At 51.2% G+C, this 26,682-nt stretch carries 18 protein-coding genes and 1 pseudogene; 2 read left to right on the forward strand and 17 right to left on the reverse strand.

The window, feature by feature from the left end; translation table 11 throughout:
- Positions 1 to 56: 56 nt before the first annotated feature.
- A complete protein-coding gene (locus tag QZ998_RS09795) occupies positions 57 to 1,718 on the reverse strand; it encodes a diguanylate cyclase (RefSeq protein WP_296560127.1) in 1,662 nt (553 codons plus the stop codon).
- Between the two features lie 313 nt (positions 1,719 to 2,031).
- A complete protein-coding gene (locus QZ998_RS09800) occupies positions 2,032 to 2,337 on the reverse strand; it encodes a type II toxin-antitoxin system RelB/DinJ family antitoxin (RefSeq protein WP_296560129.1) in 306 nt (101 codons plus the stop codon).
- A 129-nt stretch (positions 2,338 to 2,466) separates the two neighbouring features.
- Here QZ998_RS09800 and QZ998_RS09805 point away from each other — a divergent pair, with 129 nt between their 5' ends.
- Positions 2,467 to 2,610 carry a hypothetical protein gene (locus QZ998_RS09805; protein WP_296560131.1) on the forward strand — a complete coding sequence of 48 codons (144 nt, stop codon included), beginning with the start codon at positions 2,467 to 2,469 and terminating at the stop codon, positions 2,608 to 2,610.
- A gap of 59 nt (positions 2,611 to 2,669) precedes the next feature.
- On the opposite strand, the gene QZ998_RS09810 is transcribed toward QZ998_RS09805, so the two are convergent.
- From QZ998_RS09810 to QZ998_RS09860, 11 genes are all read right to left on the reverse strand, one after another.
- Positions 2,670 to 3,161, reverse strand: coding sequence for a DUF2335 domain-containing protein (locus tag QZ998_RS09810; RefSeq protein WP_296560133.1), 492 nt, complete (start codon positions 3,159 to 3,161; stop codon positions 2,670 to 2,672).
- Entirely contained in the window at positions 3,142 to 3,348 is a 207-nt protein-coding gene (locus tag QZ998_RS09815; protein WP_296560135.1) for a hypothetical protein, read from the reverse strand. Before QZ998_RS09815 ends, QZ998_RS09810 begins: the two co-directional genes overlap by 20 nt.
- A 47-nt stretch (positions 3,349 to 3,395) precedes the next feature.
- Positions 3,396 to 3,581 carry a hypothetical protein gene (locus tag QZ998_RS09820; protein WP_296560137.1) on the reverse strand — a complete coding sequence of 62 codons (186 nt, stop codon included), beginning with the start codon at positions 3,579 to 3,581 and terminating at the stop codon, positions 3,396 to 3,398.
- A gap of 31 nt (positions 3,582 to 3,612) precedes the next feature.
- Positions 3,613 to 3,993 (reverse strand): hypothetical protein, encoded by a 381-nt coding sequence (locus QZ998_RS09825; protein WP_296560139.1) that lies wholly within the window; start codon positions 3,991 to 3,993, stop codon positions 3,613 to 3,615.
- Between the two features lie 404 nt (positions 3,994 to 4,397).
- Positions 4,398 to 6,857, reverse strand: coding sequence for a DNA primase family protein (locus QZ998_RS09830; RefSeq protein ID WP_296560140.1), 2,460 nt, complete (start codon positions 6,855 to 6,857; stop codon positions 4,398 to 4,400).
- Positions 6,858 to 7,517: 660 nt separating this feature from the next.
- Complete coding sequence (locus tag QZ998_RS09835; protein WP_296560143.1) at positions 7,518 to 9,497, reverse strand: DNA polymerase; 1,980 nt, start codon at positions 9,495 to 9,497, stop codon at positions 7,518 to 7,520.
- 351 nt (positions 9,498 to 9,848) lie between these two features.
- Positions 9,849 to 10,307 (reverse strand): hypothetical protein, encoded by a 459-nt coding sequence (locus tag QZ998_RS09840; protein ID WP_296560145.1) that lies wholly within the window; start codon positions 10,305 to 10,307, stop codon positions 9,849 to 9,851.
- Between the two features lie 550 nt (positions 10,308 to 10,857).
- Positions 10,858 to 13,719, reverse strand: coding sequence for a methyl-accepting chemotaxis protein (locus tag QZ998_RS09845; protein WP_296560147.1), 2,862 nt, complete (start codon positions 13,717 to 13,719; stop codon positions 10,858 to 10,860).
- A 258-nt stretch (positions 13,720 to 13,977) separates the two neighbouring features.
- Positions 13,978 to 16,431, reverse strand: coding sequence for a PocR ligand-binding domain-containing protein (locus QZ998_RS09850; RefSeq protein WP_296560148.1), 2,454 nt, complete (start codon positions 16,429 to 16,431; stop codon positions 13,978 to 13,980).
- A 200-nt stretch (positions 16,432 to 16,631) separates the two neighbouring features.
- Positions 16,632 to 19,349, reverse strand: coding sequence for a methyl-accepting chemotaxis protein (locus tag QZ998_RS09855; protein ID WP_296560150.1), 2,718 nt, complete (start codon positions 19,347 to 19,349; stop codon positions 16,632 to 16,634).
- 352 nt (positions 19,350 to 19,701) lie between these two features.
- Positions 19,702 to 20,316: a hypothetical protein gene (locus QZ998_RS09860; protein WP_296560151.1), complete on the reverse strand. Its 615-nt coding sequence runs from the start codon at positions 20,314 to 20,316 to the stop codon at positions 19,702 to 19,704.
- 391 nt (positions 20,317 to 20,707) lie between these two features.
- Between QZ998_RS09860 and QZ998_RS09865 the strand changes: the two genes are divergently transcribed.
- A complete protein-coding gene (locus QZ998_RS09865; protein ID WP_296560153.1) occupies positions 20,708 to 22,858 on the forward strand; it encodes a lectin like domain-containing protein in 2,151 nt (716 codons plus the stop codon).
- Positions 22,859 to 23,035: 177 nt separating this feature from the next.
- Here QZ998_RS09865 and QZ998_RS09870 read toward each other — a convergent pair whose 3' ends face one another.
- The 4 genes and pseudogenes from QZ998_RS09870 to QZ998_RS09885 all read right to left on the reverse strand — a co-directional run.
- Positions 23,036 to 23,212, reverse strand: a complete 177-nt coding sequence (locus QZ998_RS09870; RefSeq protein WP_296560155.1) for a hypothetical protein — start codon at positions 23,210 to 23,212, stop codon at positions 23,036 to 23,038.
- Between the two features lie 15 nt (positions 23,213 to 23,227).
- A complete protein-coding gene (locus QZ998_RS09875; protein WP_296560156.1) occupies positions 23,228 to 24,526 on the reverse strand; it encodes a methyl-accepting chemotaxis protein in 1,299 nt (432 codons plus the stop codon).
- Positions 24,527 to 24,777: 251 nt separating this feature from the next.
- Positions 24,778 to 26,295 (reverse strand): annotated as a pseudogene (locus QZ998_RS09880) (hypothetical protein); the annotation flags it as partial.
- Positions 26,296 to 26,395: 100 nt separating this feature from the next.
- A partial coding sequence (locus QZ998_RS09885; RefSeq protein ID WP_296560158.1) for a transposase occupies positions 26,396 to 26,682 on the reverse strand: 287 nt, incomplete at its 5' end.

The raw sequence follows: 26,682 nt of genomic DNA on the forward strand, positions 1-26,682 counted from the left end.
TATGAGGCGTTTGGGGATCGGCACGCCCAGGGCGGCATTTTGGTCGCTCGGCTCCATCACAGACTGATTTCAACCCGGTTGCGGCCCTTGTTTTTGGCGCTGTACATGGCTGTATCGGCGCGTTTTAGGACTTCCTCAAAGGGCTCGTCAGCGGTTCGCGGCAGTGATAAGCCGATGCTGACGGTATATTTGATGACCGTCCCGTTATCGAGACGCAGCTCACTGGCGGCGACACTTTCGCGCAGCCGCTTCGCCATCTGCAGGGCTTCTTCAAAATCGCTATGTTCGAGGCAGATGGCAAATTCTTCGCCACCGATGCGGCCGATCAGGTCGGTCTTGCGGACGTTCTTCTTACAAATCTCGGCAAAGCCCCACAGCGCCTGGTCGCCGACGGCATGACCATAGCTATCATTAATCTGTTTGAACAAATCAATATCCAGCATCAGCATTGCCCATTTTACCGCATCGGTCTGGTAGCGGATGGCATTGCGTCCCATTTGTTCAAAAAAGCTGCGGCGGTTATATACCTGGGTCAGGACATCCTCCTGGTAGAGCCGTGCCAGCAGCTGGCGATTGTGATATTCCTCGGTAATATCCTGCTTGATCCCGATAAATTTATAGAGCTGGCCTTCATCATCGAAAATCGGGGCAATAATCGCCTGTTCCCAGTAGGGCTGGCCATTTTTTTTGCGGTTCTGAAAAATCCCCTGCCAGTCCTGGCCGCCCAGAATTGTCTCCCAGAGCTTCTGATAATCGATCGCGACATCCCGATTCAGCTTGAGAATCCGGGGGTTCTGGCCGAGGGCTTCGTCACGGCGGTAGCCGGTGACCGCCTCAAAGGTATTATTAACATAGGTGATGGTGCCGTCGGGGTCGGTAATCACAACCATAATCGGCGACTGTTCAATCGCTGTTTGCAGCACCTTGACCTTTTTTTCAGCCTCGATGCGGTCGGTAATATCAAAGGACATGCCAATCACGCCGATGATCTCACCAGCATCGTCACGAAACGCCAGCTTGCTGGTATCGACCCAGCGCAGCCCCTGTTTGGTGACCAGCTTTTCAACGATGTTGAGCCCAACGATGTTGAGCCGCGGCTCACCGGATTCGATCACCGCCAGGTCATCCTGGTAATAGCGTTCTGCCAACTCCAGCGGGTAGATGGCACTGAGGTGTTGTCCTTCGAGCGCCGCTTTGGCCTGGCCATGCTCTTCCGCCATCGCCTTATTGACCCGGATAAAACGGTTTTCTCGGTCTTTATAGTAGATCATCCCCGGAATGTGATCAAGAATTGCTTCAAACTGGTCCGCCGCGAGCCGGCAGGCGGCTTGCCAGACTTTACGGCGCAGGTCCTGTTCGTTTTTTTCGGTGACATCAATCAGGATGCCGGCAATTTCGGGGTCGCCACCGCTGCCATCAGCCTTGTAAAGACCCTGATCAAGCACCCAGCGAACCCCGCCGTCGGCGCCAATAATCCGGTATTCGAGGGTAAAGGGGGTCGGTTTTTGTAACTGGGCGCTGATCGCCTGGCGGATTTTAGACTGATCATCGGGATGGATGATGCGATCGAGATCATTCGGGCTGCCACTGCTAAAGTAAGGATCTTGATAACCCGTCAAGGCTTTGATATTGTCGCTGATTTCCAGCACCCGACGCTGTTGGTCGCCACTGCAGCGGTAGGTAACGATCTGGAGATTGTTTAAAAATTGATCGATCATCGCTAGGACCTCCTGTCTGTCTGTATGGTTTAATTATCTGCTGAGTTTATCTGCTGAGTTTATCTACTAAGTTTATCTGCCGTTTTGCTTCCGCGCTGCCCGGCCTGATTGGGCTAGGCAGGCGCATTAACCGTTTGCAATTTTTTAATTATTTAAAATCATTATAATATAGTATGCGTTATTTTGCAAGCCTGAAAGCGAACGGACAGGGCTGCCAGTGGCAATGCTTAATTTGAACACATGATTGATATTTTCGAGATTTATCGGTGCTTTATTTCGATATCGCAATCAGCAATAATGACGATCTCATAACTCATAAATCGTGATCTTTGCGAATATCTGCAAAGACTATACCGGCTGGCTTGGTTCGGCCGACTTCTTTGTCTGCATAACCTTTTTCTAATTCTGCATGCAATTGTTCCTCATTCAAGACTGACAGATCGACCAGGCTTGTCGACGGAATTTTGACATCAAACGGCAGACCTTTCTGTAAAATGATCTGTTTATAAAACATATTGATTGCATTGGATGCGGGAATTCCTAGCACGGTTAAAATGCGCTCGGCTTCTTCCTTCACTTCCGGCTCGATTCTGGCATAGAGATTAGCTGATTTTGCCATTGCTTTTGCACTCCTTTCAAATCATACTTTTGTCCTTGCGAACGGACTGTGAGCTTTGTGTCGGTTCTTTTTAGTTTCGCGATGAGCTGGTATCATTTCTGCTTAGTTTTATTTAGTTTTATTATACCGATGTGTCCGCACAAAAGCAATACATTATCATTATTCTTAATGGTCGCCCTTGTTCTGCACGTGCCCCGCGGCCGCCAGCCCGGGGCGATCAAGGGTCGGGAACAGCCCCTGTTGAGGCGCTTGGGGATGGGCACCCCACTGTAATTTTTTGTTTGCTTTTGGGAATTAAAAAACCACCTGCCTTTTACGGTTGGTGGTTTTTGTTATTCTACATCGTTTGATTTTTCAATTCTCTCAGCTTTTTCTGACCGTGTGCCATAAATAAATGACCCCACGATTGAGCCGAGGCTCACGCCAGAAATCAAAGTTCCCGCCCATTCGGCTCCCTGAAGCACAGCATAGATGCCGCCCGAAACACCAACGATGCCAATCACAAAAGCGAATACAACACCCATTCGACTGTCTCTGACGTTAGAGTTAATTACCGCTTTTTCGAGTTGCTGTCTGTGAGTTGCCTGATTCTCTGCCATAGACAAGATCCGTTCAGCTGCCCCCGGAACAACTTCTTCATATCCCCTGAGTATTTGAGGATGTGGTAAAGGCCCCGAAAACCGTTCTTCGCGTGTCATTTGCATGACGATTGATAGCAGTTCTTCTTTTGACTTTTGCTCTAGCTCCTCTGCCTCTATACAATCAACATCATCGCTTTCGTCAAGATTAATCAATTCGGCTGTTTTATTTTTTCTCTCTGCCATTGTAATTTTTCAATGCCTCCTTGATATCGCCGCCAACCATGCTCCAATCAGATTTCAAAGCTTTGTGATCGGCCATCATCCCGGAGTCGCTATTGTTATAAATATTTCGCGTAGACCTTAGATCGATCGCCCTTCCAAACCCCCGGAGTAAGCTCGGCCTGGCAAAAAGAAAATCTGTTTTGTTCATTTCAGCACCTCCTTGTTCGCATTTGCTTAACAATATGTATAGTATCATCAAAAACTTAAAATTTCAACAAGTAAGGCGGGTAATATTTGGCGATCAAGGGGGCAATCAAGGGGACGGTTCTTTTGTGCAATCAAGGGGACGGTTCTTTTGTGTCTTACAGCCACGTCGTAGCTGTCGGCATCGGTGGCGGCGGCTTTGACAGCGCTGGTCATAATGATAATCGCATCACTCATAAATCGTGATCTTTGCGCATATCGGCAAAGACTATACCGGCCGGCTTGGTTCGGCCGCCAGCCCGCGGGCATGGAGCCGATAAACCCAGCGGAGGTCGTAGCCCATCGCCGCGGCGATCTCAGTAAAGGGCTGATCATTGATGTAACGGCGGGTCAGGATTTCCTTGATCTGGGCGCTTTCGTGGCTGTCGATGGCAGCCATCAGCGCCTGATTGAGGGTTTCTATCTGGCGGCTGTCGCGGGCAATGGCCGCCCGCAGGGCGGCCAGCTGGGTGCGACTGCGGTGACTGGTGGCCGGGGTGGCGCGGTAGATCAGCGCTAACTGTTTTTGGGTGTGAGCCCGGTATTGGCGGTTGCGCCAGATCCGTGCCTGGACTTCGGTGATCGCCGCTTTGATGGTTTTAATCGACATGGTACCTCCTTGGGATTGACGCTTCCGGGACGATTCGTCACATTTGCTGTTTGAGACCGACCTTGCGGGCGGGCAATGACCGCCCCTAGGGGATGATTAGCAGCCTTTGATTTGTTAGCTCATGGCAATTCAGATTCGATAAACGCTATGCAATTGTTTTCTTTTTTTCAACTTGATCAGGATTTTTAGACAGGGTTGAAAGGGTTGGGGGCTAAAAAAAACCATCTGTCGATTTTAATTTTATAGTCCTTAGGAGCAAAAACTTCGAAAACCCTTTCACCCTTTCAAATGCCTTTCTAATCGCATTTAACCCTGTCCAAACGTTGTCCAAACGTTGTCCAAACGCTGTCGTTTTGGTGTTTTCAGGATAACGATTTCGCCTCTTTATCTCATTCTGTGCATCCTCAGGAGAAATCCTCAAAATCTTCGAGGTCAATACCAAGATACATGGTTCGTCGGGTGACTTTTTCCCTGATTTTTTCCAGCTTTCCAAAACTTTCTTTTAACTCCATCCAAAAGCGTTTCTGGCTAACCGGCCGCAACCCTGATGCAGTGCTGTATTGCTGATAACCATGATAGAGGCTGGCCGCCGAGGCCTGCCGGCCATCAGCCACCAGACAGCAGTCCTCGACAAAGGACAGCACCGAGCTGCCAGCCACCCGGTAGCGATCCAGCGCCGCCCGGCTGGCGGTCGACTCACTAAAGCGATAGCCATTGTCAATCAGCCGCGCAAGCCCGGCCAGCGCCCAGTTTAAAATCCCCGGCGCCTCCGCAGCCAGCTTATCCTTTAAATAGTGGTCGCGCTGCTCAGCCGGCTTGGGCGGGCCAAAGGGGATGATCACCAGCCGGCGGTAAAAGGCCTCGCTGCGATCACCGAGATTTTTGGGGATGCTGTTGCAGGAAAAAACCAGCCGGGCAGTGGTCTTAAAGGCGTGGGGATCCTTGTTCTTACGCTGGTCGGTCAGCCAGTCCTCGCCGGTAATGCTTTTAAAGAGGCTGCTGTCCTCAATACTGCGCGACAGCAGATCGGCAAAAATATTGGCCAGTCGACCGTCCAGCTCGGCGGTCAAAAACTTCTCGCCCAGTTTCTGCCAGGAAATATTAGAGACATTGGCCTGACCCAAGAGCAGCTCCTGGATCACTGCCAGCAGCGTCGATTTGCCGGCGCCGCCTTCACCGACCAGCACAAAGGCCTTCTGGGCGCGGGTTTCGGGGATCAGCAAATAGCCGCACAGTTCCTGGACGACCAGCTGGGTGGCCGGATCCAGACAGTCGTTGAGAAAGGCCGCAAAAATCGGCGCCGCGGCATCGGGATCATAGCAAACCGCCAGCTGGATCGTCGTCAGCAGCTCGGGATCGTGGGGCGCAAGCGTGCCGGTGCGCCAATCGTAAAGGCCGTTTTTAAGATTGATCAGCGCCTTGTTGACATTGAGGCGGTCGGGGCTACAGAGCATTTCCATCGTCCACTGGCCATGGATGTCGTTGATCTGGGACATCTCAACATCATCGACGCGCAGGTATTTGCGGACGATATGCTTGACGTGGAGGGGATCGACTTTTTTGTAGACGCCCTCCAGATACTGATAATAACATTGCCGCGAATAGATGATTTTTTTGTTGGCCGCTAGGGCGTTGGCCAGGACCCCGGGGATCAGCCGCAGACCAGTCCGGGTTTTTTGATACCAGGGCGGCAGCGGCGGCTGACCCAGATCGCGCGGTCGCCGCCCCGGACAGACCCCCCGCTGTGGACAGCAAAAGCCCCACTGCTCGATCGTTTCACAAGTAAAGGGCTGGCTGCCGGATTGCCGGTAGTGGGCAATCTTGGCCGCGGTGGCAGCAAAGCTATAACCGGGATGGGGTGCCGACAGCCGCTGGATGGCGGCCTCACCACCGGGGACATCGGCCAGATTGGTGATCAGCGGGTACCACAGCGGTTCCGGCAAAGTCGCGGCGGTTTCCTGACAATATTTGATAAAGGCACAGGTCCGCAGCAGCCGCTCCAGGTCAAAATCCCCCAGCGGCGCCTTCAGATCAACTACCGGCGGGGATTTGGCTGGCGCCTGCGGATTTCCGGGGGCGGCGGTAGTAACCCGAAACTGGACCTCATCGGGATGCAGTTTACTCAGCACCGCCTGCAGCGCCGCCTGACGATAACGCCGCTGTGGTTCAAACAACAGGCAGGCAACCGCCACCGGCTCACCCTTGCAGTGGTAAAAGCCCGGCAACCGCATCACCCGGCTGCGGTTGGCAATCACCGGATCACCGGCAAAATGAACCGCCAATTGTTTTTGCAGGGTTCGAAAGCCAGCCAGGTTAGGGTCGGCGGCGGTGTCCGGGCTGTTGGTATGGGGTGGTGGGGCGGGCATTGCTGGCCCGGGGGCATCAGATGCTGCCATCAGCCAATAGCCATGCAGGGACTTGCGGGTTTGCACGACAATCGATGGCGGCAGCGGAAAAGCCATTAAGGTATCCCACTGCTGAGCCAGCGGCAAGTTGTCGGCCTCGACAAAATGAGCGGTCACCCGGCTGATCTCGGCATCGCGATGGCCACCCTGGTTGACCACAAAAAAGACCCCCCGCTGCTGTTCCTGATTGACCCGGTGCAGCTCGGCGACAAGCTTTGCCAAAGCCGGATCGTCAGCCCCCGCAAGGGTATAATTTTTGCCACCGCCGCCACCCTGATCACAAAAAGTCCGCAGCCCATAGGGCCCCGGGCCAAAAGCCGCCAGAAACGCCGCCGGACTAATCTGTAGCGGGCTGATCTGTCCCCATTTCTTTGCCTCTCTATTTATCTCGGTATTTGCCTCGCTATTTGTCTCGCTATTATTCACACTATTTGTATCACTATAACAAGTCTCTTTCATCGCTTTTCTCCAAAAAATCTATATTTTACAACCGGGTCCACAACTAACCTTGATTCAGGGGACGACATTTATCACATCATGTTGTCCGCATCGGAGCGGACACGGCCTAGCCTGCGTGGAGGCAACGAGCCAATCACAAGCTGGCTTGTAGTTGGCGACTGCCCACGACTAATAAGAAATCTTATTTCTTATTATATAAGTTGAATTAAAGAATTTTGCAAATCGAACTGGAATTGTCCCGTGTGTGGGCGATCACGGATCGCCCCTACGATAAATCTTTAATACGACATATATAGTGTCCGATTCCGCAGCGAACAACAGCTTGAAAATGGTCGGACCCGACCACCACTCCTCAACAGAGCCGATATTTCAGTGAGGCAACAACCCCATGCCAGGCATCACCCAGTACCGACAATGACCAAGGGGTCAGACCCTTGTTACATCATGTTGTTCGCATCGGAGCGGACACGGCCTAGCCTGTCCGATTTTCGCGAAGGCAACGAGCCAATCATAAGCTTGCTTATAGTTGGCGACTGCCCGCGACCAATGCGAAAGGAGCGTAGCGAATTTCGCATGGCGCAGCGAACAACAGATTAACAATTGATCGGTACGTTAGTGTGGCACCACCCTTTAGGCTACGACAGCCCCGACCACCTCCTGCTACTCGGCCGGCGCCCACGCCGCCAGCGACCCATAGCGGTCGCCGACTGTGACTTCAACGGCCAGCGGCACATCAAAGCCCGGGAAGGGCGGAGCCGCCATCACCGCGCCGATCCAGGCAATCGCTGGCGCCAGGTGGCTGGTCTCGACCTCAAAGACAATCTCATCATGAACCGTCAGCAGCGGGTGAATCTGTGGCCACTGCCCCAGTCCCGCCTCCAGCCGCACCATTGCCAGCTTTAAGATATCGGCGGCCGTCCCCTGGATCGGGTGGTTTAGGGCGGCCCGCTCAAAATGCCGCTGCAGCCCCTCATCCGGCGCATTGATCCCCGGCAGACAGCGCCGCCGGCCCAGCGCCGTGTCAACCGTCTCGCGATAACGGGCTGCCGCTTTGGTCTGCTGCTGCCAGGGCGCAAGCCCCGGATAAGCCAGCAGCAGATTAAAAATCATCGCCTGACAGGCTTCAAGGCTGAGGTTCAGGCCGGCCTTAACCCGCAAAATATCCTGCAGACCGCGGGGATAAAGGCCGTAAAAAATCCCAAAGTTGATATTCTTGGCGACCGTCCGGCGCGCCTTATAATCAGGATGGCTCTTATCAAGCGCCTCCGCCAGGCTGATCCCATAAACCGCCGCTGTCGTGACCGCGTGGATATCGCCACCCTCGCGGTAGACCGCCAGCATATTGGGGTCGCCGGTAAACCAGGCGCCGATGCGCAGCTCGATCTGGCTGTAATCAACCGCCACCAGGGTCATGCCCGGCCGCGCCATCAAAAAATCCCGGACGGTAATGCCGTGGGCCGGCCCGGCCGGCAGGTTCTGACAATTGGGATTAGCACTGCTAAAGCGGTCCGTCGTCGTCCCCAGCGGAAACAACTGGCTGTGGATGGCGCCGCTGGCGGGGTTAATTTTTTCAGCCAGCCCCAGCACATAGGTTTTGTAGAGTTTGCCCAGGCCCCGATAGGCGCTGATCGCTTTCAAATATGCCCCAGCCGCAAGCCCCTGGGCCCGGCAATAGGCCAGCAGCTGGCCGATGGCATCCTCATCCAGGGCGGCCTTGCCGGTCTCGGTGTACTTCACTACCGGCAGCTCCAGGTCTTCAAACAGATAGGCCTTAAGATCATTGGTGGCAGCGTTTTTACCAACCTGCACCGGCCGGCTGCCCCCGCTTTCTAAAACCTTCTGATACCGTTTAAGCCGGTCCCGGCAGGCGCCCGCCGCGGCAGCAATCCCGGCCTGATCGACTAAAAAGCCGCGTTGCTCAATCCGCGCCGTAAACAGCGCCACCGGGCTTTCAATCGCCTTGACCAGTTTTTCATGGGCGGGGATGTTTTTTTGAAACCAGTCGTTTTCCAGATCATAGAGGCGGCGCGCCAGATCGGCATCAGCACAGGCATACGCAATCGTCGCCGCGGCCCTAGGGTCAAGATCAGCAAACGAGCCCAGCCCGACAACATCAACAAAGCTCGGCAGATTAAGCCCCCACCAGTCCCGCGCCAGCGTCTTTAAGCCGACCTCAGCCAGCTTGCGAAAATGCCCTTGTTGCCGATAAATCAGCAGCGCCGCGGCCATCGTGTCATAGACCGGCGGCACCAGGGCAATCCCCCGCGCCAGCAAAAACTTGGCCTCAAAGGCCAGATTATGGGCGACTTTAACCACCCCCGAATGCTCAAAAAGCCGCCGCCGCAAAAAATCAAAAACCGCTTCGGCATCGGCATTAAGGCCAACCCCCTCCGGGTCATGGTGGCCAAGCGGAATATAGATGGCATCATAGCCATTATTCTTGGCCATTGTGCTAGCAACCGCCAAAGAAATCCCGACAATCTCGCCCCGATGGGGATCCAGCGCCGCCCTACGATCATCCCGCCAGGCCGCCGCCGGTGCCGTCTCAAAATCAAAGGCAATCACCGTGGCACCGGACAGATACGCGTCCAGCACCGCCAGATCAGTGACCAGGCCATACTGTGTTTCTTGAATGTTCATCTCTTACCTCTTTCTCATTAAATTATCTGATCAATTTTAACAAAAAAAACCGAATGAGGTTAATGCCTGCGGCAGCAGGTTAATTAACGTCATTCGGTAGGTCAGTGGCACAGTATCGGCCCTATTTAACTCGAAATGTGGTTACATTCGATTCTATTTGTATGCCCTGGCCGACCAGCGGACAGAGTGCGATCTTTCAATATTATTCACTGATCTTACAGCAAGTCTGTGAATTCTCTCCTCAATACATTAACATTTCTGTCTATAAATATTTCTGGCGTGTTCTCACACGTTTTCTCAGTGTCTTTGACACCGTTTTATGATTGTCGCAACGACAATTTTTCTAAACGTTTAGTTTTGTGTTAATTCCGGTTCGGAATCGTGATTCTCTGACAGCAACACAACCAACTGTCGATTATCCCGGGAACATTTAAAGCGTAAATCCAGTTTGTTCTCCACAACCGCGTCAAACAGGCGTTGTTCACAATTGGGGCAGCGAATTTTTTGATGTTGATTTTCAAAATCAAGCAGCTCCGGCGACCCTGACTCTAGAAATGAATGGTGATGATTATCAATCCTGACCATGACCACTTTTTTGGCCCGGGCGCATTTGAGGGCGACCATACTGGCACCGTCATGGTGACGATAATCAAACAGGTACCCGACACAATGCTTCTTCTTCTCGAGATCCGCATACCGGCAAGTCAGCCGGTGTGGACAATCCACCCGCACAAAATCTTTGAAGCACTCCCCCCGCAATTCCGACGACACATCCATCAAGTTTATCCCATCACTAAAAAAAATATCCAATGGGTCCTCCTTTAATCGTTTTTTTTTATGTCGACAGCCTCATGATGTCCCAACCCCCTTTCGCTATTATGGTTACATTATATCATCTATGGCAATTCTCAGAAAGATATTTCTGGTATTTTAAAAAAAATTTTTGACATTTTTTTTGCTATTAAAAACGCTCGCATTTCTAATTAAATTCAAGTAAAATAAAATATAGTGTGCATATCTGCCATATTTTTGTCGTTCTAGCCAAATTGCAGGTTTTTAAAGTAGCTGTATCACTTTTGTGATACTTGCCAACTTGTTGTTAATATAGCAATATTGATTATTCTGCTGAATTAATGCGCACTACGTTTTTCACTTAAGCAACGCCTAAGGTTGATGGTTTTTCCTGATCCGCTTTCCGATTTGTGTTCCCGCAAAACCATGCAAACAAAGTGAGATGCTCCTCTTGTCTTAGTCAGTTTAAATAAAAACTGGCTATGTCCAGGAGGAGCATTTTTTATTCAGTCTACTTTTTTATTCAGTCCGCCTGACGCTGAGCTGTTTACTGCGGTTCAGGTTTTTTTTAGTATTTATCCAGATCATCTAACCGGATGGTTGGTTCCGCCAGTGCTGGGCTGTGTGCTTTCGCTGCTGGGGTAACTGCTTTTTTTACCGGCGAACCGGTTTTTTTTGCGTTTTTAATTTTAAACGCATCGACCATTTGTTTGAGCATTTCCGCCTGTCCGGACAGCTCTTCGCTGGCGGCAGCGCTTTCTTCGGCTGTCGCCGAGTTGGTCTGAACCACGGTCGAGACCTGTTCGATCCCCTGGGTAATCTGAGCGATTTCCGAGGCCTGATCGTTGGAGGCCCGGGCAATGCTACCAACCAGCCCGGTTACCTGTTCGATTTCATTCAAAATTTCTTTGAGACTTTCTTCGGTTTGATCGGCAATTTTGGTGCCGGCCTGGACCTTGTCAATGGAGCCTTCAATCAGACCGGTCGTTTCCTTGGCGGCCTCGGCACTGCGGGCTGCCAGCGTTCTGACTTCTTCCGCAACAACGGCAAAACCCTTACCATGCTGGCCGGCCCGGGCGGCTTCAACCGCGGCATTGAGCGCCAGAATATTCGTCTGGAAGGCGATGTCATCGATGACTTTGATAATCTTCGAAATACTTTTTGACGACTCATTGATATCAACCATCGCGGCGACCATTTTATGCATCTGATCATTCCCCACTTCGGCATTACTGCGGACCCGCATCGCCAGTTCGTTGGCCTGATTGGCATTGATAGCGTTACGCTTGGTTTCACCTGCCACTTCTTCAATCGAGGCGGTCAGCTCTTGAATCGACGAGGCCTGCTCGGTGGTGCCCTGCGATAAGGCCTGACCGCCATCAGAAATTTGCTGGGAGCCAATTTCAACCTGGCCGGCGGCAATGTTAATGTCCGACATGGTGGCACTAAGGCTACTGGTAATATCGTTCAGGGCTGTTTTAATAGCCTGGAAGTCCCCCAGGTAATCATCAGTGATGTGCTGATCAAGGTTGCCCCGGCCGATTTCTTCGAGGGTGTGGGTGATTTCCCCCACATAGCGTTTGAGGAAGGCCACGGTCTGGTTCATGCTGTCCTTGATAACGGTATAATCACCCTGATAATGGCCGACCATGCCGGTGTTCAGGTTCCCCTGAGCCAGTTCGTTTAAGGTCGCCGAGGCTTCCTGAACTGGTGCCACGACGGCATCCAGAGTGGCATTCACGCCGTCGACAATCCGGGCAAAGTCGCCCTGATGTTTGCTGGCATCGGCCCGGGTATCGAGCTTGCCGTCAATGCCGGCCTGAGCGAGCCGGGTGGCATCATTTATCAGATTGCCGATGGCACTTTTTACCTCCGCTAAACTATTACCAATTGCCTTAAATTGGGCATTGACCTCCGCGGTGTATTCATCCGCTTCTGCAATTGCCATATCAAAACCAACATCCCCTTGGGATAACAGAATCAGGTTGTTTTCCAATCGTGTCACTTCATTTTTGGTATAGTCGCTGACCCGGATCATCGATGTCAGATCGGTGACCACTTCAACGAAACCGACATTTTCGCCTTTGGCATTCTTGAGGTAGGCGGTATCCTGCTTATTGCTTTTGCCACACCATTCAAAAAAGCTGTCCGTTAAGCCCTGATCAACCAATCGTCGGATCCCACAGCCTTCGGTGCGGCAGATATCTGCGCCGGTATTGTAGCAGTCCATACCCCGGGCGGAATCCCGATCTTTAATGACATTGCCGGCGATCATATTGTCTTCAAACGGTTTGTTCATAAATGTCCATTTCATGTTATTATCGGTGACATGAATGGGGAAAGGCACCGCATCGATAATTGCTTCATACCAGACCATTTTATCCACCACGGTATCAAGGGTGGCATTGACCCCCTCAACCACTTCTTTATAACCGCCGTTAAAGGCTTCGGCATTCCCCCGGGTATCCCATTTACCGTTAATGGCGGCCTGGGACAGCATGGTTGCTTCGGCAATCAGACTACGAATCGTTTCGATGGTCTTTTTAAGTGCCGGGGCGATTTCATCCTCAGGGTCACGGAGTTCAATATTGGCCGAAACATCCCCTTCAGAAATCTGATTCATGGTGCCGATAACTTTAATTTGCAGATCCTCGGCCATCTCATCCATGGCAATGGCCATTTCACCAATTTCATCCCGGGTGTCCATGTTTAACCGTTCGCCAAGGTGACCTCGCCGGATTTCTTTGATCATATGCGCGGCTTTTTTAAGGGGCCGGCTGATGGACATACTCAGGAACAGTCCGAGTGCAATGGCGACCACCGCACCGCCAATCATCATCATCGTCATGGTGGCAATAACGTTATTGGCCAGCTCGCTGTTGGCACTTTCCTGGGCTTTGGCTCCATCCACCTTCATGGCAACGATCTTGGCGATGGCCTCCTGTTCGGCCCGGGAAGCAATGCCCGCGGGACTGTCCTCCGTCATCAGTGCCCACGCTTCAGCGTCGCGATTTTCGGTGGCCAGGCTGATAATCGTTTCCAGCTCGGTCTCATAGTCTTTTTTGGCATCCTGAAATGTCTGAAAGACCAACCGCATTTCCTCAGATACAATGCGCTCTTCAAAATCAGCGGCGATAGCTTCTATTTCAGCTTGACGCTCATAGATTTTATCGACATTACTTTTAATCGTCGCGGCATCGTTTGCCGTAATCATATCCCGGGCATTGACTCGCATCCGATGAAATGCGGTGGAGATATCACCAATCTGGGCCAATGGCACCGTCATGTTTTCAAACAGCACCTTGTCCGCTGCGCTCATCGTTCTGAGGTTGCTAATCCCCATGAACCCGACAAGCCCGACAACCGCCGCCACCATCATAAAACCACTTAGAATCTTAGTTGTGATCTTCCTGTCATAAAACCATTTCATCCCTAAACCTCCTGCAATAATTTGCAACCGTTTTCTTTTTTCGCTCTTTTTCTGATTTTCTAACCATTTAATTTTTCCCGCTCCGGCGCTTATTCCAATCTTATTAAAATAATCGCCATACCGAATCGCCAAATATTATACGGATGTAAAATATTACAGTTTATTATACGATTATTTATGCATATTAACAAGATAAATTATCACCTGTATTATGCAAAGTTTACTTTTTATGTGATCTGAACACGCGCCGGTGAAACACTAGGCCGTACCTGACACCAGCCCGACAAACACCAGCACCAGTTCCGGATCAAACTGGCTGCCGGCGTGGTTTTGCAGTTCGGCGATCGCCGCTTCTGGTGAGAGCACCGGCTTGTAGCTACGATCACTGGTCATCGCATCATAAGCATCGGCAATCGCGCAGATCCGCGCCGGCAGCGGGATCGCGTCAGCTTTGAGACCTTTGGGATAGCCACTGCCATCCCAACGCTCATGGTGCGCCAGAACATAATCGGCAATCGCGGTTAATTCGTTATTGGTGCAGAGAATCCGGTAACCGACTTCGGCGTGGTTTTTCATCTCCAGCCATTCGGCATCGCTCAGCTGGCCGGGTTTATTGAGGATGGTATCGGAAATGGCAATTTTGCCGATATCGTGGAGTAGCCCAAAGGCTTTTAGCTCCTTGATCTGATATGCTTCCATCCCCAGCGCTGCACCGATCCTTTCACAGCGTTCTGAGACCTGTCGGGCATGGACTTCCTCGCGATTGCTTTTCTGATGCAGGGCAGCAACGATATTATCGATGACCCGGCCTTTGATGCTTGGCCCCTCATAGAGTTTGTCGTGGTACATCATATCCTCTGCTTTTTTGAAGAGTTCATGGATATCGTCGGCGGCACTGGTCTTGGTTTCAGACCCGAATGAAACCGAGATCTCCAGACCCTCGATGCTTTCCTTTTGCAAGAGTTCTTTAATCCGATTGATCAGTTTAGCGGCTTCTAAGGCGTCGGTTCTGGGAAAGAGCATGATAAACTCGTCGCCGCCGATCCGGGCAACGATGTCATCAGCCCGACATGCGTCGGTCAGGACTTTGGCCGTCTTGATTAACAGTTGGTCGCCACTTGCATGGCCAAAGGAATCGTTGATCAGTTTCAGGCCATTAACATCGCTCATCACAATCGACAGCGGCCAGTTTCTGGGATTATCCAGCCGCACCAGTTCTTCTTCATAAAAACGACGATTATAGAGGCCGGTGAGATGGTCATGAAAGCTGAGATAGGCAATTTGGTCGAGGTTTTTTCGCTTTTCAGTAAAATCCCGAAAGACTAATACTACCCCGGTCACTTGACCCTGTTCATCGATGATCGGGGCGGCGCTGTCTTCGATCACCCGTTCAACACCGTCTTTAGCAATCAGCAGGGTATGATTGGCCAGCTCGATGATTGTCTTGCTTGCCAATACCTTAGCAACCGGGTTATCACAGCTTTCGCGGGTAAACTCATTGATAATCTGAAAGACTGCTTCAATCGGCTGTCCCAGGGCTTGATCCTGAGTCCAGCCAGTCAGTTGTTGGGCAACTTTGTTCATGATTAAGACCCGCCCTTGGGTGTCGGTCGAGATAACCGCGTCACCGATCGAAAACAGGGTCGTTCTAAAGAGTTCTTTTTCATTGTAAAGCTGGTTTTCGAAGGTCTTCTGTTGGGTGATATCCTGAAGGATGCAATGGGTCTGCTTAAAGGCGCCATCCGCATCATAACCAATCTTGCCGTCAAAGGCGATCGTCAGCCGCTGGCCGTCCTTGGTTTTCATCTCAAACTCACTGTGGATGTAGCCCTGGGCTTTAAAAAGCGGAAAGCGCTTACGAAAGCCCTCGACATATTCGGGGCAGAGAAAATCGCCAAACCACTTACCGATCACTTCTGCTTTTTGATAACCTAAAATTTCCAGCCATTTGGGATTGACTTCAATAAAATGACCATCAAAATCGAGCGACTGATAGCCCAGCGGTGCCTTGGTAAAGAGCATTTTAAATCTTTCTTCACTCTCCCGCAGTTCGGCTTCGACCCGCTGCTGCTCGCGGAGCATCCGCGCCAAACTAAAGTTGTGAAAACCCAAGTCGGAGATCATTGCGCCCAGCTTGGCATGATAGGACATCACCGCTTTAACCGTCTCGCGATCATAGCGGGGTACCCGGTCAAGGGCAGCCAGATAGGCGGCCTCATCAAAACCATAGCGGCGCGCCTGCTGGCGGAAGAACTCCTGATCCAGGGCTTCATCGGCATAGATAAACTGACCAAAATAGATATTGCCAAGCTGCTGGCCAGCGACCACAATCGGCGAGGACATATCCCACATGCCATTTTTGCAGCGGTAGGATAAGAAAGTGCCCGGTTCGGTGGCGCGCGCCAGAAGGGTATCGCTCTCGACGCAATTCCGAGCGGTTTCAGGATGACAGCGATGAAACTTGGTGCAGATGTCCTGCCAACCGACGCTGACCAGCACCTGCCCCTTGCTGTCGACGATGGCAGCCAGCATCCCGGTGATTTGATGAAAATTCTCCAGCAACGACTGGACCGCGGCCACATCAATAATCTCGGCGAGCTCTAATTCATCGTCACCGTTCGGTGCTTCAATCGTGGCTGTCAGCTGCTGGTCAGCAGTTGCCGCGCTGGCCTTTAGCACTGTCTCGGGGTGCTTTCCTGGTTCACCATTCATGCGATTCACTTCCTTTTTTATTACAGCTTAATTATTCACCTAATTTTTTACCCCTTTTAGGTTTATTCAAACAGCGTTTTTAACTACGGCAGGAATTTATTTTGGGGGGCTTGCCTGACGATAAAATGAAGGTCTGCTAGATTGCTATCGCAACACCAGCAAGACCTTCATCAATGATTGTGGTTTTAGTATTTGGGGTTTTAGTATTTATCATCGTCCCGGTCATCTAAATTGATCCGCGGCGGAGCCGGCGCGGAGCTGGCAGCCGGTGTCAGTGGCGCCGGCTTTGGTTGTCGATTGGCCGCTTGTTTTTTTATATCTTTGATTTTAAAGGCATCAACCATCTGTTTAAGCACTTCTGCCTGGCCAGACAATTCTTGGCTGGCGGCGGCGCTTTCTTCGGCTGTCGCCGAATTGGTTTGAACGACTGTCGAAACCTGTTCGATCCCGCTGGTGATCTGGGCAATTTCGGTGGCCTGATCATTGGAAGCGCGGGCAATGTTGCCAACCAGATCAGCCACTTTTTCGATTTCCTGTAAAATCTCAATCAGGCTGGCTTCGGTTTGATCGGCTATTTTAGCACCCACCTCGACCTTGTTAATCGATCCTTCGATCAGACCGGTGGTTTCTTTGGCAGCGGCAGCGCTGCGGCCAGCGAGGCTGCGGACTTCTTCGGCAACCACGGCAAAGCCTTTACCGTGTTGACCAGCCCGGGCTGCTTCAACGGCGGCGTTAAGGGCCAAAATATTGGTCTGGAAGGCGATGTCATCAATGACCTTGATGACTTTAGAAATACTATGGGACGCTTCATTAATGTCAGCCATGGCGGCCACCATTTTTTGCATTTGTTGGTTGCCGTACTGAGCACTGCTGCGGACTTCGATCGCCCGTTGATTGGCTTGATTGGCATTGACGGCGTTTTTCTTGGTTTCGCTGGCGACCTCATCGATGGAGGCAGTCAGCTGCTCGATCGCGCTGGCCTGTTCGGTGGTTCCCTGGGAGAGCGCCTGGCCGCCATCAGAAATCTGCTGGGAGCCGCTTTCGACCTGACCGGCGGCGATGTTGATCTCGGTCATGGTTGCGCTGAGATTGGCGGTGATTTGGTTTAAGGCCTTTTTAATGGCCTGGAAGTCGCCCAGGTAATCGGTGCTAATGTGCTGATCAAGGTTGCCCTGCCCGATTTCTTCGAGGATCGCAGTAATTTCTTCAACATAACGTTTGAGGAAGGAAATGGTCTGGTTCATATCCGCTTTGATAATCGCGTAGTCGCCCTGATAACTGCCGACCATGGCGCTATTGAGGTTGCCCTGAGCCAGTTGCTGCAGGGTCATCGAGGCTTCGTTAAGGGGCGCTGCCACGGCATCAAGGGTCTGGTTCAAGCCGGCGATAACCTTGGCATATTCCCCCGAAAATCCTGTCAGGTCGCTACGATGACTGAGGTTCCCGGCAATCGCGTGACTGGCCATGGCCTCGGTTTCAGCGACTAAATTGACAATATTTTGAAGCATGGCAATAATCGCGGGGCTCAGTTGGTCTTTATCACCGCGGGCGCCAAGTTTTTTGAGTAATGGCAGATCGCTCATATTCCCTGCAGCAATCTTATTGGCAATCGTGACAATGCTGGCCAGCCGCTCACAGACTTCATTGATGGATCGGCCAATTTCAGCGTAAATGCCCGGATAATTGGTCTCCATCGTCTCTGAATAATCATTCAGTGCCAATTTCCCGAGGATCCGTTTGCCTTCTTCAAGGGCTCCCAGACCGTCGATGCAGGCATTGATACTATTTTTGATGGCATTAAAATCACCCTGGTAGGTAGCGGTGATCAGGGGCGGAATGTCGCCTTTGCCAATCCGCTCGATATAGTCCGCCGCGACATGCAGCGGACCGACCACCGCATCGAGGGTATCATTGACCCCAGCGACGATTTCTTTAAAGCCGCCACTAAAACGGTCGGCATCGCCGCGGCTATCAAGCTGCCCCGCCACTGCGGCAGCCGACAGCTGCTTGGCTTCAGCAATCAGGTTGCCGATGTTTTCGATGGTTTGTTTAAGGGCCGGTGTGATTTCATCCCGGGGTCCCTGGGCTTTTATCTCGGCCGTGAGGTCGCCAACGGCAATCTGATTCAGGCTGCCAATCAAGGTCAATTGCAGGGTATCCGCAAATTGATCGAGGGCTACCGCCATTTGACCAATTTCATTGGTCGGTTTCATCTTTAGGCGCGTCCCCAAATAGCCCTGCCTCATTTCCTGAATCATCTGATTGACCGCCTTAACCGGTCTGGTCACGGAATTTGAAATTCTATAAAGCACCAGCGCCAGGATCAAAAAGATCAGCAGCCCAATCCCGGCAATCAGTAGCATATTATTGGTAACGGCAGACTGTACATTTGCCATCGAGTAACCGATCGTAATCGCCCCGACCAGGTCACCATTGATGGTCAGTGGATAATTCACCTCATAGACATCGATATCCAGATCTTCATAATAGTATTGTGAGGCCGACGAAACTCCTTCCTGAGCGGCCGCCTTCATATAGACTTCATCAGAATAGTCGGTCCCGACATCGGCGATGATGCTGTCAGCAATGTCAATCACATCACGATCGACAATCGCCAGATAGACAATGTTGTCATCATTAGCAAACTTGTCAACCATTGCTTGATAACTGCATTGTTCACTGAAGGCCTCAAGCTGAGCTGGTAAAATAGCCGTATCGGCCAAACGATTAAGGGTATTGGTATTATCTTCTAATTGAAGGACAAAACGCTGGGCGCTGCTAAAGCCGTTATTTTTCATCTCGGCAAAAAGGCTTTCTCGAATTAAAACCGATGAAATCAGCGCAATCGCGACGATCCCGACAAAAAGACAAATCAGGGGAATGATCAGGAGTTTAAATTTAATACTGGTGATTTTCATTTTGGGGCCGCCTGTTCTGCTTGAAGCGCTTGTGTCCATTGGGGTCTCCTTTTCGTAAAGCCGTTGTATTTAATGATTGTTGCGGTGCCAATCGCCGCTTGATCTTAAATCTAGTCTAGTTTAATATCGTGCACATATCTGCAATATTTCTCATTATACTCGTAATTGTACATGTTTACAAGTTAATATTTTAATATATTATTAAAATAATTACAACCACCTCTATAAATCAGGTGATTTTGGTGCATGATTTAAACGACCCAAAAAAAGACAACCCCTGACGGAGTTGCCTGTTTTTGTTTGAAAGTTTAATGCGTTTTGGTCCAACTCATCCAAATCGACGGCTCAATCACTAGTTAGCCACAAATTCTGATCCAACAACCTGACCCTTGGGCAGGTTGAGATAAACAATCGCATAGGAGCCGTCGGGGTTAAACCAGGCGCGGCCGGTAATCGGTTTGGTGGTATCGGCTTGGGGCTGGCTCAGGCTGATTTCGATGCCGTCGCTGCCCATTACCCCCTTGACCTCGTAAAAGGGCATCCCGACGGCCATCCGGTAGGCCTGTTTATCTGTCACCGGGAAGGGATTCAGGGCGATCAGTTCGGAGGCTGGACTGGTCGGAACCAGCTGTTTGGCAAAGACTAACTGTTCTTCACTGTAGTTAATCAAGACCCCGTAGCCGCTGGCCGGATCAGTATAGGCGACCTGGCCATCGGGCTGTAGCGCGCCGGCGCTGCCGAGCAGCGCTTCGACCTCGGCACGGGGCATATCGAGGCTGACCAGCTGATAGAATTTCAGGGCTGGCAGGTTTAGGTCATTTGCCTTATTATTAGTAGTCGGAACCTTATCGGTGCGGCTTTCGGTTTGATTGGTTTCATTTTTAGGGGCGGCACAGCCACTAAAGAGCAGGAGGCCGACCAGCAACAAGGCGCCGAGTTGGATCGGTCTGTTAATTTTTAATTTCATCGCGTTTTCTCTCTTTCATTTAAATTTACGTCTAAATTTTCATCAAACTTGTATTTCACTATTTGTTGATACTTCACTATGGTTGTTTTTTACCCTTTTGATAAAATAATTATCAGAAATTTTTAGAGAAACTAAAAACGCCCGCAATCCGAGCCGTCTTGATCGCAGCTGTCGCGCCAATAAAAAACCTTTAAATGTTAAAAAAAATTTGAATAAAACCATTAATAATTGGTATATCTTCAATATAAAAGTGGATTGTTGAAAGCTGATTGTTGACAATGATGCCCGCCCTCTCCCGTCGGATCTTTTAATTCTTACGATACGCCCAGCCAGTGCACCTGCTTGATTGCAATGACCGGCCGTAGCTATCGTATCAGAAAGGATAATCGAAATGAAAACACGATTAAAACGCCGTTTCGTCCTCTTGCTCGTGAGTCTGCTCGGCTTGCTGATGATTCCCCCAAGTGCCTCAGCCGATGATATACCCGAGCTATTAAGCGGCCCTGTCAATCCCGAATTTTTGCAATACATCACGGATTTAGAAGCCGGCGAAATCAATGCCAACTCGGCGGAAGGCTACAGCCGCGGCTATATTCCCGAACCACTGGCTCGGGTCGAAACGCCCGAGGAAGACCTTAACCTCGCTGCCACCTTACCGGCCAGTTATGATCTGCGCCAGACCGGCCGGGTCACCGAAATCCGCAATCAGGGACAACTCGGCGTCTGCTGGACATTTGCCAGTCTCGGTTCGCTCGAATCCTACCTCAAGCCGACCAAAACAGAAGACCTCTCCGAAAACAATATCCGCTGGAATCATGGTTTTGATTCCGGGCCTACCAGTGGTGGCAACGCATCGATGGCGCTGGCCTACTTCTCGCGGTGGAGTGGTCCCGTCGGTGAAAGCAGTGACCCCTACGGCTCATCCCAAAAAACTGGACTGGCGCCGCTTTATCATATTCAAAAGGCTGAATTTATAGCCAAATCACCAGCCATGATTAAGACCGCCATTCTAAACGGCGGGGCGGTCTACAGTTCGATTTATTCCGATGCCATTGACTCGCCCACTTACTATAACAAAAATACCCATGCCCTCTATTATGATGGCAATGCCGGCACCGATCATGCCGTCGTGATCGTCGGCTGGGATGACAATTTTGACCGCAACCGCTTTAGCAAAACCCCACCAAACAACGGCGCCTGGATTATCCGCAACAGCTGGGGCAGTGATTGGGGCGATCGCGGCTACTTCTACCTCTCCTATTATGACACCTATGCCGGCAATGAGGTAACCGCCTTTCATAATGCTGAAGCGACCAACAATTACAACCGGATCTACCAGTATGATCCCTTTGGCAATACCGGCTCACGGGGCTATGCCACCAGTGATCGCTCATCCTGGGGCGCCAACATCTTTACCGCCGTCGCCAATGAAAACCTGATGGCCATCAGCACCTACTCACTCAGCACAAACACCACAGCTGAAATCAAAATCTATACCAATGTCAGCGCTGATAATCCCAGCAGTGGCCAGCTTAGCGCAACGCAAACGGTAACCTTTCCCAATCGCGGCTATTACACCGTCAAACTAAACAGCCCGGTAAATTTGACCGCTTCGCAACGGTTTGCGGTGGTGATTAAATACACCACCCCCCAAAATGCTTATCCGATCCCGGTCGAACGTGCCATGGCCAATTATTGTAGTGGCGTAACGGCTAAGGCCGGTGAAAGCTTTGTCAGCTTCGAGGGCACCGGCAACTGGCGCGACATCAGTGCCAACGATCGCGAGAATGTTTGTATTAAAGCCTTTACTGGCGGCACCAGTGTCGCCACCCTAACTGGCATCAAGATCACCAGTCCTGCCACTAAGCTGACCTATCAGCTTGGTGAGCCGCTCGATCTTTCCGGTCTGGTGGTTACCGGTAGCTACAGCGATGGCAGTAGCCGGAAAGAAACCGTCACCGCCGCCAATATCAGTGGTTTTAACTCCGCCACCGCGGGCAGCAAAACCCTGACCATTAGCATCGGTGGCAAGACCACCAGCTACACCATTACCGTTAAGAGTGCGGTTAGCTCCGGCGTTGACGTCTATTACCGCACCCATATCCAGAATGTTGGCTGGCAGTATGACTGCAAAAATGGCCAGGTCTCCGGCACCTCCGGTTATGGCTACCGACTCGAAGCCATTCAGATGCAGCTGATCCAAACCGGTTACGACCTCGGGATTGCCTATCGGACCCATATCCAGAATATCGGCTGGGCACCCTGGCGCTATGACAAAGAGATCAGTGGCACCTCGGGGATGGGTTTACGGCTAGAAGCGATTGAGATTCAGTTAGTCGGTAATGATGCCCAGCTCTTTGATGTCTATTACCGGGTTCATTGCCAGAACATCGGCTGGATGGGCTGGGCCAAAAATGGCCTTATGGCTGGTACTTCCGGCTACGGCTACCGGCTCGAAGCAATCCAGATTGAGGTCGTCCCCAAGGGCACCTACGCCAACAGCTATAGCGATGATGGCGCGGCTTATCTGGAAATGAATTAAGCGTGAATGAAGTTACGATTGATTAAAATTAAATCGTGATTATTTAAGCATCAAAAAAAGCAGCGTGTCTGACCATCGCTGCTTTTTTTCTTGCCGAGCCTTAGGCTTTGTCTAACCGCTAGAAAACTCAGCGGGTCATACCCCCTAAAAGCTTTTTTTGCGGTAATTATTTTGCATTTAGTATTTATCCATATCCATATCCATATCCATATCCATATCCATCTCTAAATCAATGACTGGTTGAGCTGGTGAGGGCTGGGACGGTTTTTCTGTTTCTAAAACCACTTTTTTCACTTTAGCAGCTTGCGCTTTTATGTTTTTTATTTTAAAAGTGTCCACCATTTGTTTGAGCATTTCAGCCTGTCCAGATTATTTTTCGCTGGCTGCAGCGCTTTCTTCAGCGGTGGCCGAGTTGGTTTGAACCACTGTCGAAACCTGTTCGATCCCTTGGGTGATCTGAGCGATTTCGGAGGCTTGGTCGTTAGATGCTCGGGCAATGCTTCCCACCAGTTCGGTTACTTTTTCAATTTCACTGAGGATCTCTTTTAAGCTTGCTTCCGTTTGATCAGCAATTTTCGAACCTGATTCAACATTTTCGATAGAACCTTGAATCAAAGCCGTGGTTTCTTTTGCCGCTTCAGCACTGCGAGCGGCCAGGGTTCTGACCTCTTCCGCCACAACTGCAAAACCTTTTCCATGTTGACCAGCTCGCGCCGCTTCAACTGCTGCATTCAGGGCTAAAATATTGGTCTGGAAGGCGATGTCATCAATCACTTTGATAATCTTAGAAATACTCTTTGATGACTCATTGATGTCCACCATGGCCGTGACCATTTTGTTCATCTGCTCATTCCCTAATTCTGCATTGGACCGCACTCGGATCGCTAATTCATTGGCCTGATTGGCATTCATGGCGTTGCGCTTGGTTTCACTAGCCACCTCTTCAATGGAAGCTGTCAGTTCCTGGATCGAACTGGCTTGCTCGGTTGTGCCCTGAGATAATGCCTGGCCACCATCGGAAATTTGTTGCGACCCGATTTCCACCTGTCCCGCAGCAACATTAATATCCGACATCGTGGCGCTAAGTCTAGTAGTGATATCGTTTAGGGATATCTTGATCGCCTGGAAGTCGCCCAGGTAATCTTCGGTGATATGTTGATCAAGATTTCCTTTGCCTATTTCCTCTAAGGTGTGGGTTATTTCATCAACATACCGTTTTAAGAAGTTAATTGTTTGGTTCATATCATTTTTGATAATCGTGTAGTCACCTTGGTAATGCCCAACCATCCCCGTGTTCAGGTTTCCTTGAGCCAGTTCCTGCAAGGTGGCTGAGGCTTCTTGAACCGGCGCAACGACGGCATCAAGGGTGGCATTGACCCCATTTACGATCCGCGCAAAATCACCCTGGTGCTTGCTGGCATCCGCCCGGGTTTGCAGTTTTCCATCGATCCCGGCCTGAGCCAGCATCCCGGCGTCGGTAACTAGCCGGTTGACTGCCTCAATACAGGTGTTTAGGTTATTCTTGATGGTATTAAAATCGCCCTGATAGGTATCGGTGATCTTTGTTGGGATCTCCCCCTTACTGATCAGGTCGACGTAGTCGGCCGCGACATTCAGTGGGCCGATCACAGCGTCGATGAGCATAGGGAAACTGATCCAGCAAGGCAATGGCCTTTTCTAAATCCGTTTAAATCAATGAGATGCTTGTCCGACAGCATCACGGCAATTTTTTTCACATCCATGACAGTCCTTCTTGCTGATACCAATTAGTATCAATTTGTATCACTAGCACAGCGCCGGACGAATGCCAACAAAAAAACCTCCCATCACTGGAAGGTTTAAGCACTAAAAAGCAGCGCCGTCAGACGGTGCGTTGTCAGGTAGTCAGCCTGGGCAGCCGTTTCATGCTTCATGCATGCTCATGACAGCGGCCAGAGGTAGATATTCAGCTGACCGCCGGCAACATTAACCCCGCAGATCTGATAACCATCCGGGATAGTCGGAAACTCGATTAGCGGATTCAGCTCGGTTTTTGTCGTCAAATTGTATTGGATTAAAGTCCCCTCCTGCTTCAGGACCAGATAGCAATCCGCCCCTGCCGCCGTTTGATAGGCCCCGACGACTTCCCGGCCTGCTAAATTAATGGTGGACAGGGAGTCGCTCCAAGTATCAGCGTCTTGGGTAATCTGATAGACCTTGCCATCCGTGGGGTCGACCGCCAATGCGATGCCATCAGCAACCCCGGCATAAACTGGATTCGCCAGTAATAACTCACCGCTAAAGGGTGTCTCCCAGGTGTTTCCGCCGCCGTATTGTTTAATGGTGCCATAACCGGCTCCGGCAAAGACGGCCCCGTCATGATCGACGGCAAAGATACGAAAGCCCTGGGGCAGTTCCGTCGCAATGGCCAGTTCATTGGCAACCGTCGGCGCCGACCAAATGCCCGTGCTGCTATCATAGCTGACCACCCGGAGATCTTTTTTGATCACCCCAATAGTGGTGGTAAAATCATCCGGTTTCAGGTAATTACCGATGTCCTCGCCCATAATTTGATACACCACAGTAATGGGTTTTTCCGAGCCCAATTGCGGGTCGTTATAGGACGCCATGGCCGTCACCGCAACGTTTTCGCCCTCAGTCACACCGCTGAGGGTCACCTCCGTCACCGCCGCCGTCGCTCCCACGCTCAACCGACCGATGGTGGTGGCCGAGCCAGCAGTGGTGACGCTCAGCTCGGGGGCATTGACGGCAACGCTGTCAAAGGCTCCTTGTAAGATAATCGTCTCGCCGGCGGCATCCTCGGCAATCACCACCGCCAAGCCGGTGGCGTCGGTAGCCACAATCCGGATCGCCCCGCTGGCGGTTTTTTGCATCACAATGGTTTTATAAGACCCGCCGTTAATGTGAATACTGTTAACCCCGCCGCCGCGGACAAAGGTATCGCCCATAACCGTCACATTATTCAGGGTCACGGTGCCATCCCCGACAGCCTCACTGATGGTTAGCTGGCCTTCAATCACCAGATTCTGAAGTATTACGGCATCGGCGACAAGGGTGACATCACCATCAATGGTTTCATTGCCGCTGGCCGGGCCGAAGGTTCCGGCGCTGTCATAGACCACCGGCTCAGCTTTTTTAACCAGTTGGTGATAAGCCGTCTGGATCGCTTTAACTGCAGCATTGACCGTCATCTGTGACTGCTCGGCCGTCACCGCATGGCTTTCAATGGCCGTTTGCAAGGCCGTCCAGCTGGCGACGGTGTAGTCCTCCGGAGCGGTTTTTTCAATCTGCGCAAGCAGCGCCGTATAGGCCGTCAGATCGGTCTTGTTTTTAACTACAGCAACCAACAGCGCTTCCAGCCGCAAGGAACTGCCGACCGTGCCCAACTGGGCGCCATCGGCCAACCACTGGCTGTCATCGACTGGCAGATCGCCAAGATTCTGAACATGGCCGCGATATTTGACACTGTAACGTAAATGTCAAACTGTAGGCACCTATGCATAATACCCCTCAAGGTGCGACAGCCAGTGCCATGATTTATAGTCTTACCGAGTCGGCTAAAAGCAGCAACCAGTTTGACATGGTTTGCCGGGAGAGTGCGACACTGTAGCGTTCAAACTCCTGCTGTTGTCTGGCCAGCGGCATGGCACAGACGTACTTGGCATTGATAATCGCAGCGACCAGCTCCGGCGTTGTAAAGCTGCCGGGAATCAGGGTGTTTGGCATCGCCGCACGAATAAAGGGGATTTTCAAATCAATCCCATCGTCATGTTTAGCGCATTCACGGCAGGTATAGACATGCCGACGATTGTCATTGAACACGA

The sequence above is a fragment of the uncultured Acetobacterium sp. genome (genome assembly GCF_927416815.1).
In the GTDB taxonomy this organism is placed as follows: domain Bacteria; phylum Bacillota; class Clostridia; order Eubacteriales; family Eubacteriaceae; genus Acetobacterium.

Coding starts and splice junctions, on each gene's coding strand:
- QZ998_RS09850 (WP_296560148.1), bottom strand. CDS start 16,431: ATGAATGGTGAACCAGGAAAGCACCCCGAGACAGTGCTAAAGGCCAGC.
- QZ998_RS09805 (WP_296560131.1), top strand. CDS start 2,467: ATGTGTCCGCACAAAAGCAATACATTATCATTATTCTTAATGGTCGCC.
- QZ998_RS09855 (WP_296560150.1), bottom strand. CDS start 19,349: ATGAAAATCACCAGTATTAAATTTAAACTCCTGATCATTCCCCTGATT.
- QZ998_RS09820 (WP_296560137.1), bottom strand. CDS start 3,581: ATGAGTGATGCGATTATCATTATGACCAGCGCTGTCAAAGCCGCCGCC.
- QZ998_RS09865 (WP_296560153.1), top strand. CDS start 20,708: ATGAAAACACGATTAAAACGCCGTTTCGTCCTCTTGCTCGTGAGTCTG.
- QZ998_RS09870 (WP_296560155.1), bottom strand. CDS start 23,212: ATGCTCAAACAAATGGTGGACACTTTTAAAATAAAAAACATAAAAGCG.
- QZ998_RS09860 (WP_296560151.1), bottom strand. CDS start 20,316: ATGAAATTAAAAATTAACAGACCGATCCAACTCGGCGCCTTGTTGCTG.
- QZ998_RS09830 (WP_296560140.1), bottom strand. CDS start 6,857: ATGAAAGAGACTTGTTATAGTGATACAAATAGTGTGAATAATAGCGAG.
- QZ998_RS09795 (WP_296560127.1), bottom strand. CDS start 1,718: ATGATCGATCAATTTTTAAACAATCTCCAGATCGTTACCTACCGCTGC.
- QZ998_RS09800 (WP_296560129.1), bottom strand. CDS start 2,337: ATGGCAAAATCAGCTAATCTCTATGCCAGAATCGAGCCGGAAGTGAAG.
- QZ998_RS09810 (WP_296560133.1), bottom strand. CDS start 3,161: ATGGCAGAGAGAAAAAATAAAACAGCCGAATTGATTAATCTTGACGAA.
- QZ998_RS09825 (WP_296560139.1), bottom strand. CDS start 3,993: ATGTCGATTAAAACCATCAAAGCGGCGATCACCGAAGTCCAGGCACGG.
- QZ998_RS09835 (WP_296560143.1), bottom strand. CDS start 9,497: ATGAACATTCAAGAAACACAGTATGGCCTGGTCACTGATCTGGCGGTG.
- QZ998_RS09845 (WP_296560147.1), bottom strand. CDS start 13,719: ATGAAATGGTTTTATGACAGGAAGATCACAACTAAGATTCTAAGTGGT.
- QZ998_RS09815 (WP_296560135.1), bottom strand. CDS start 3,348: ATGAACAAAACAGATTTTCTTTTTGCCAGGCCGAGCTTACTCCGGGGG.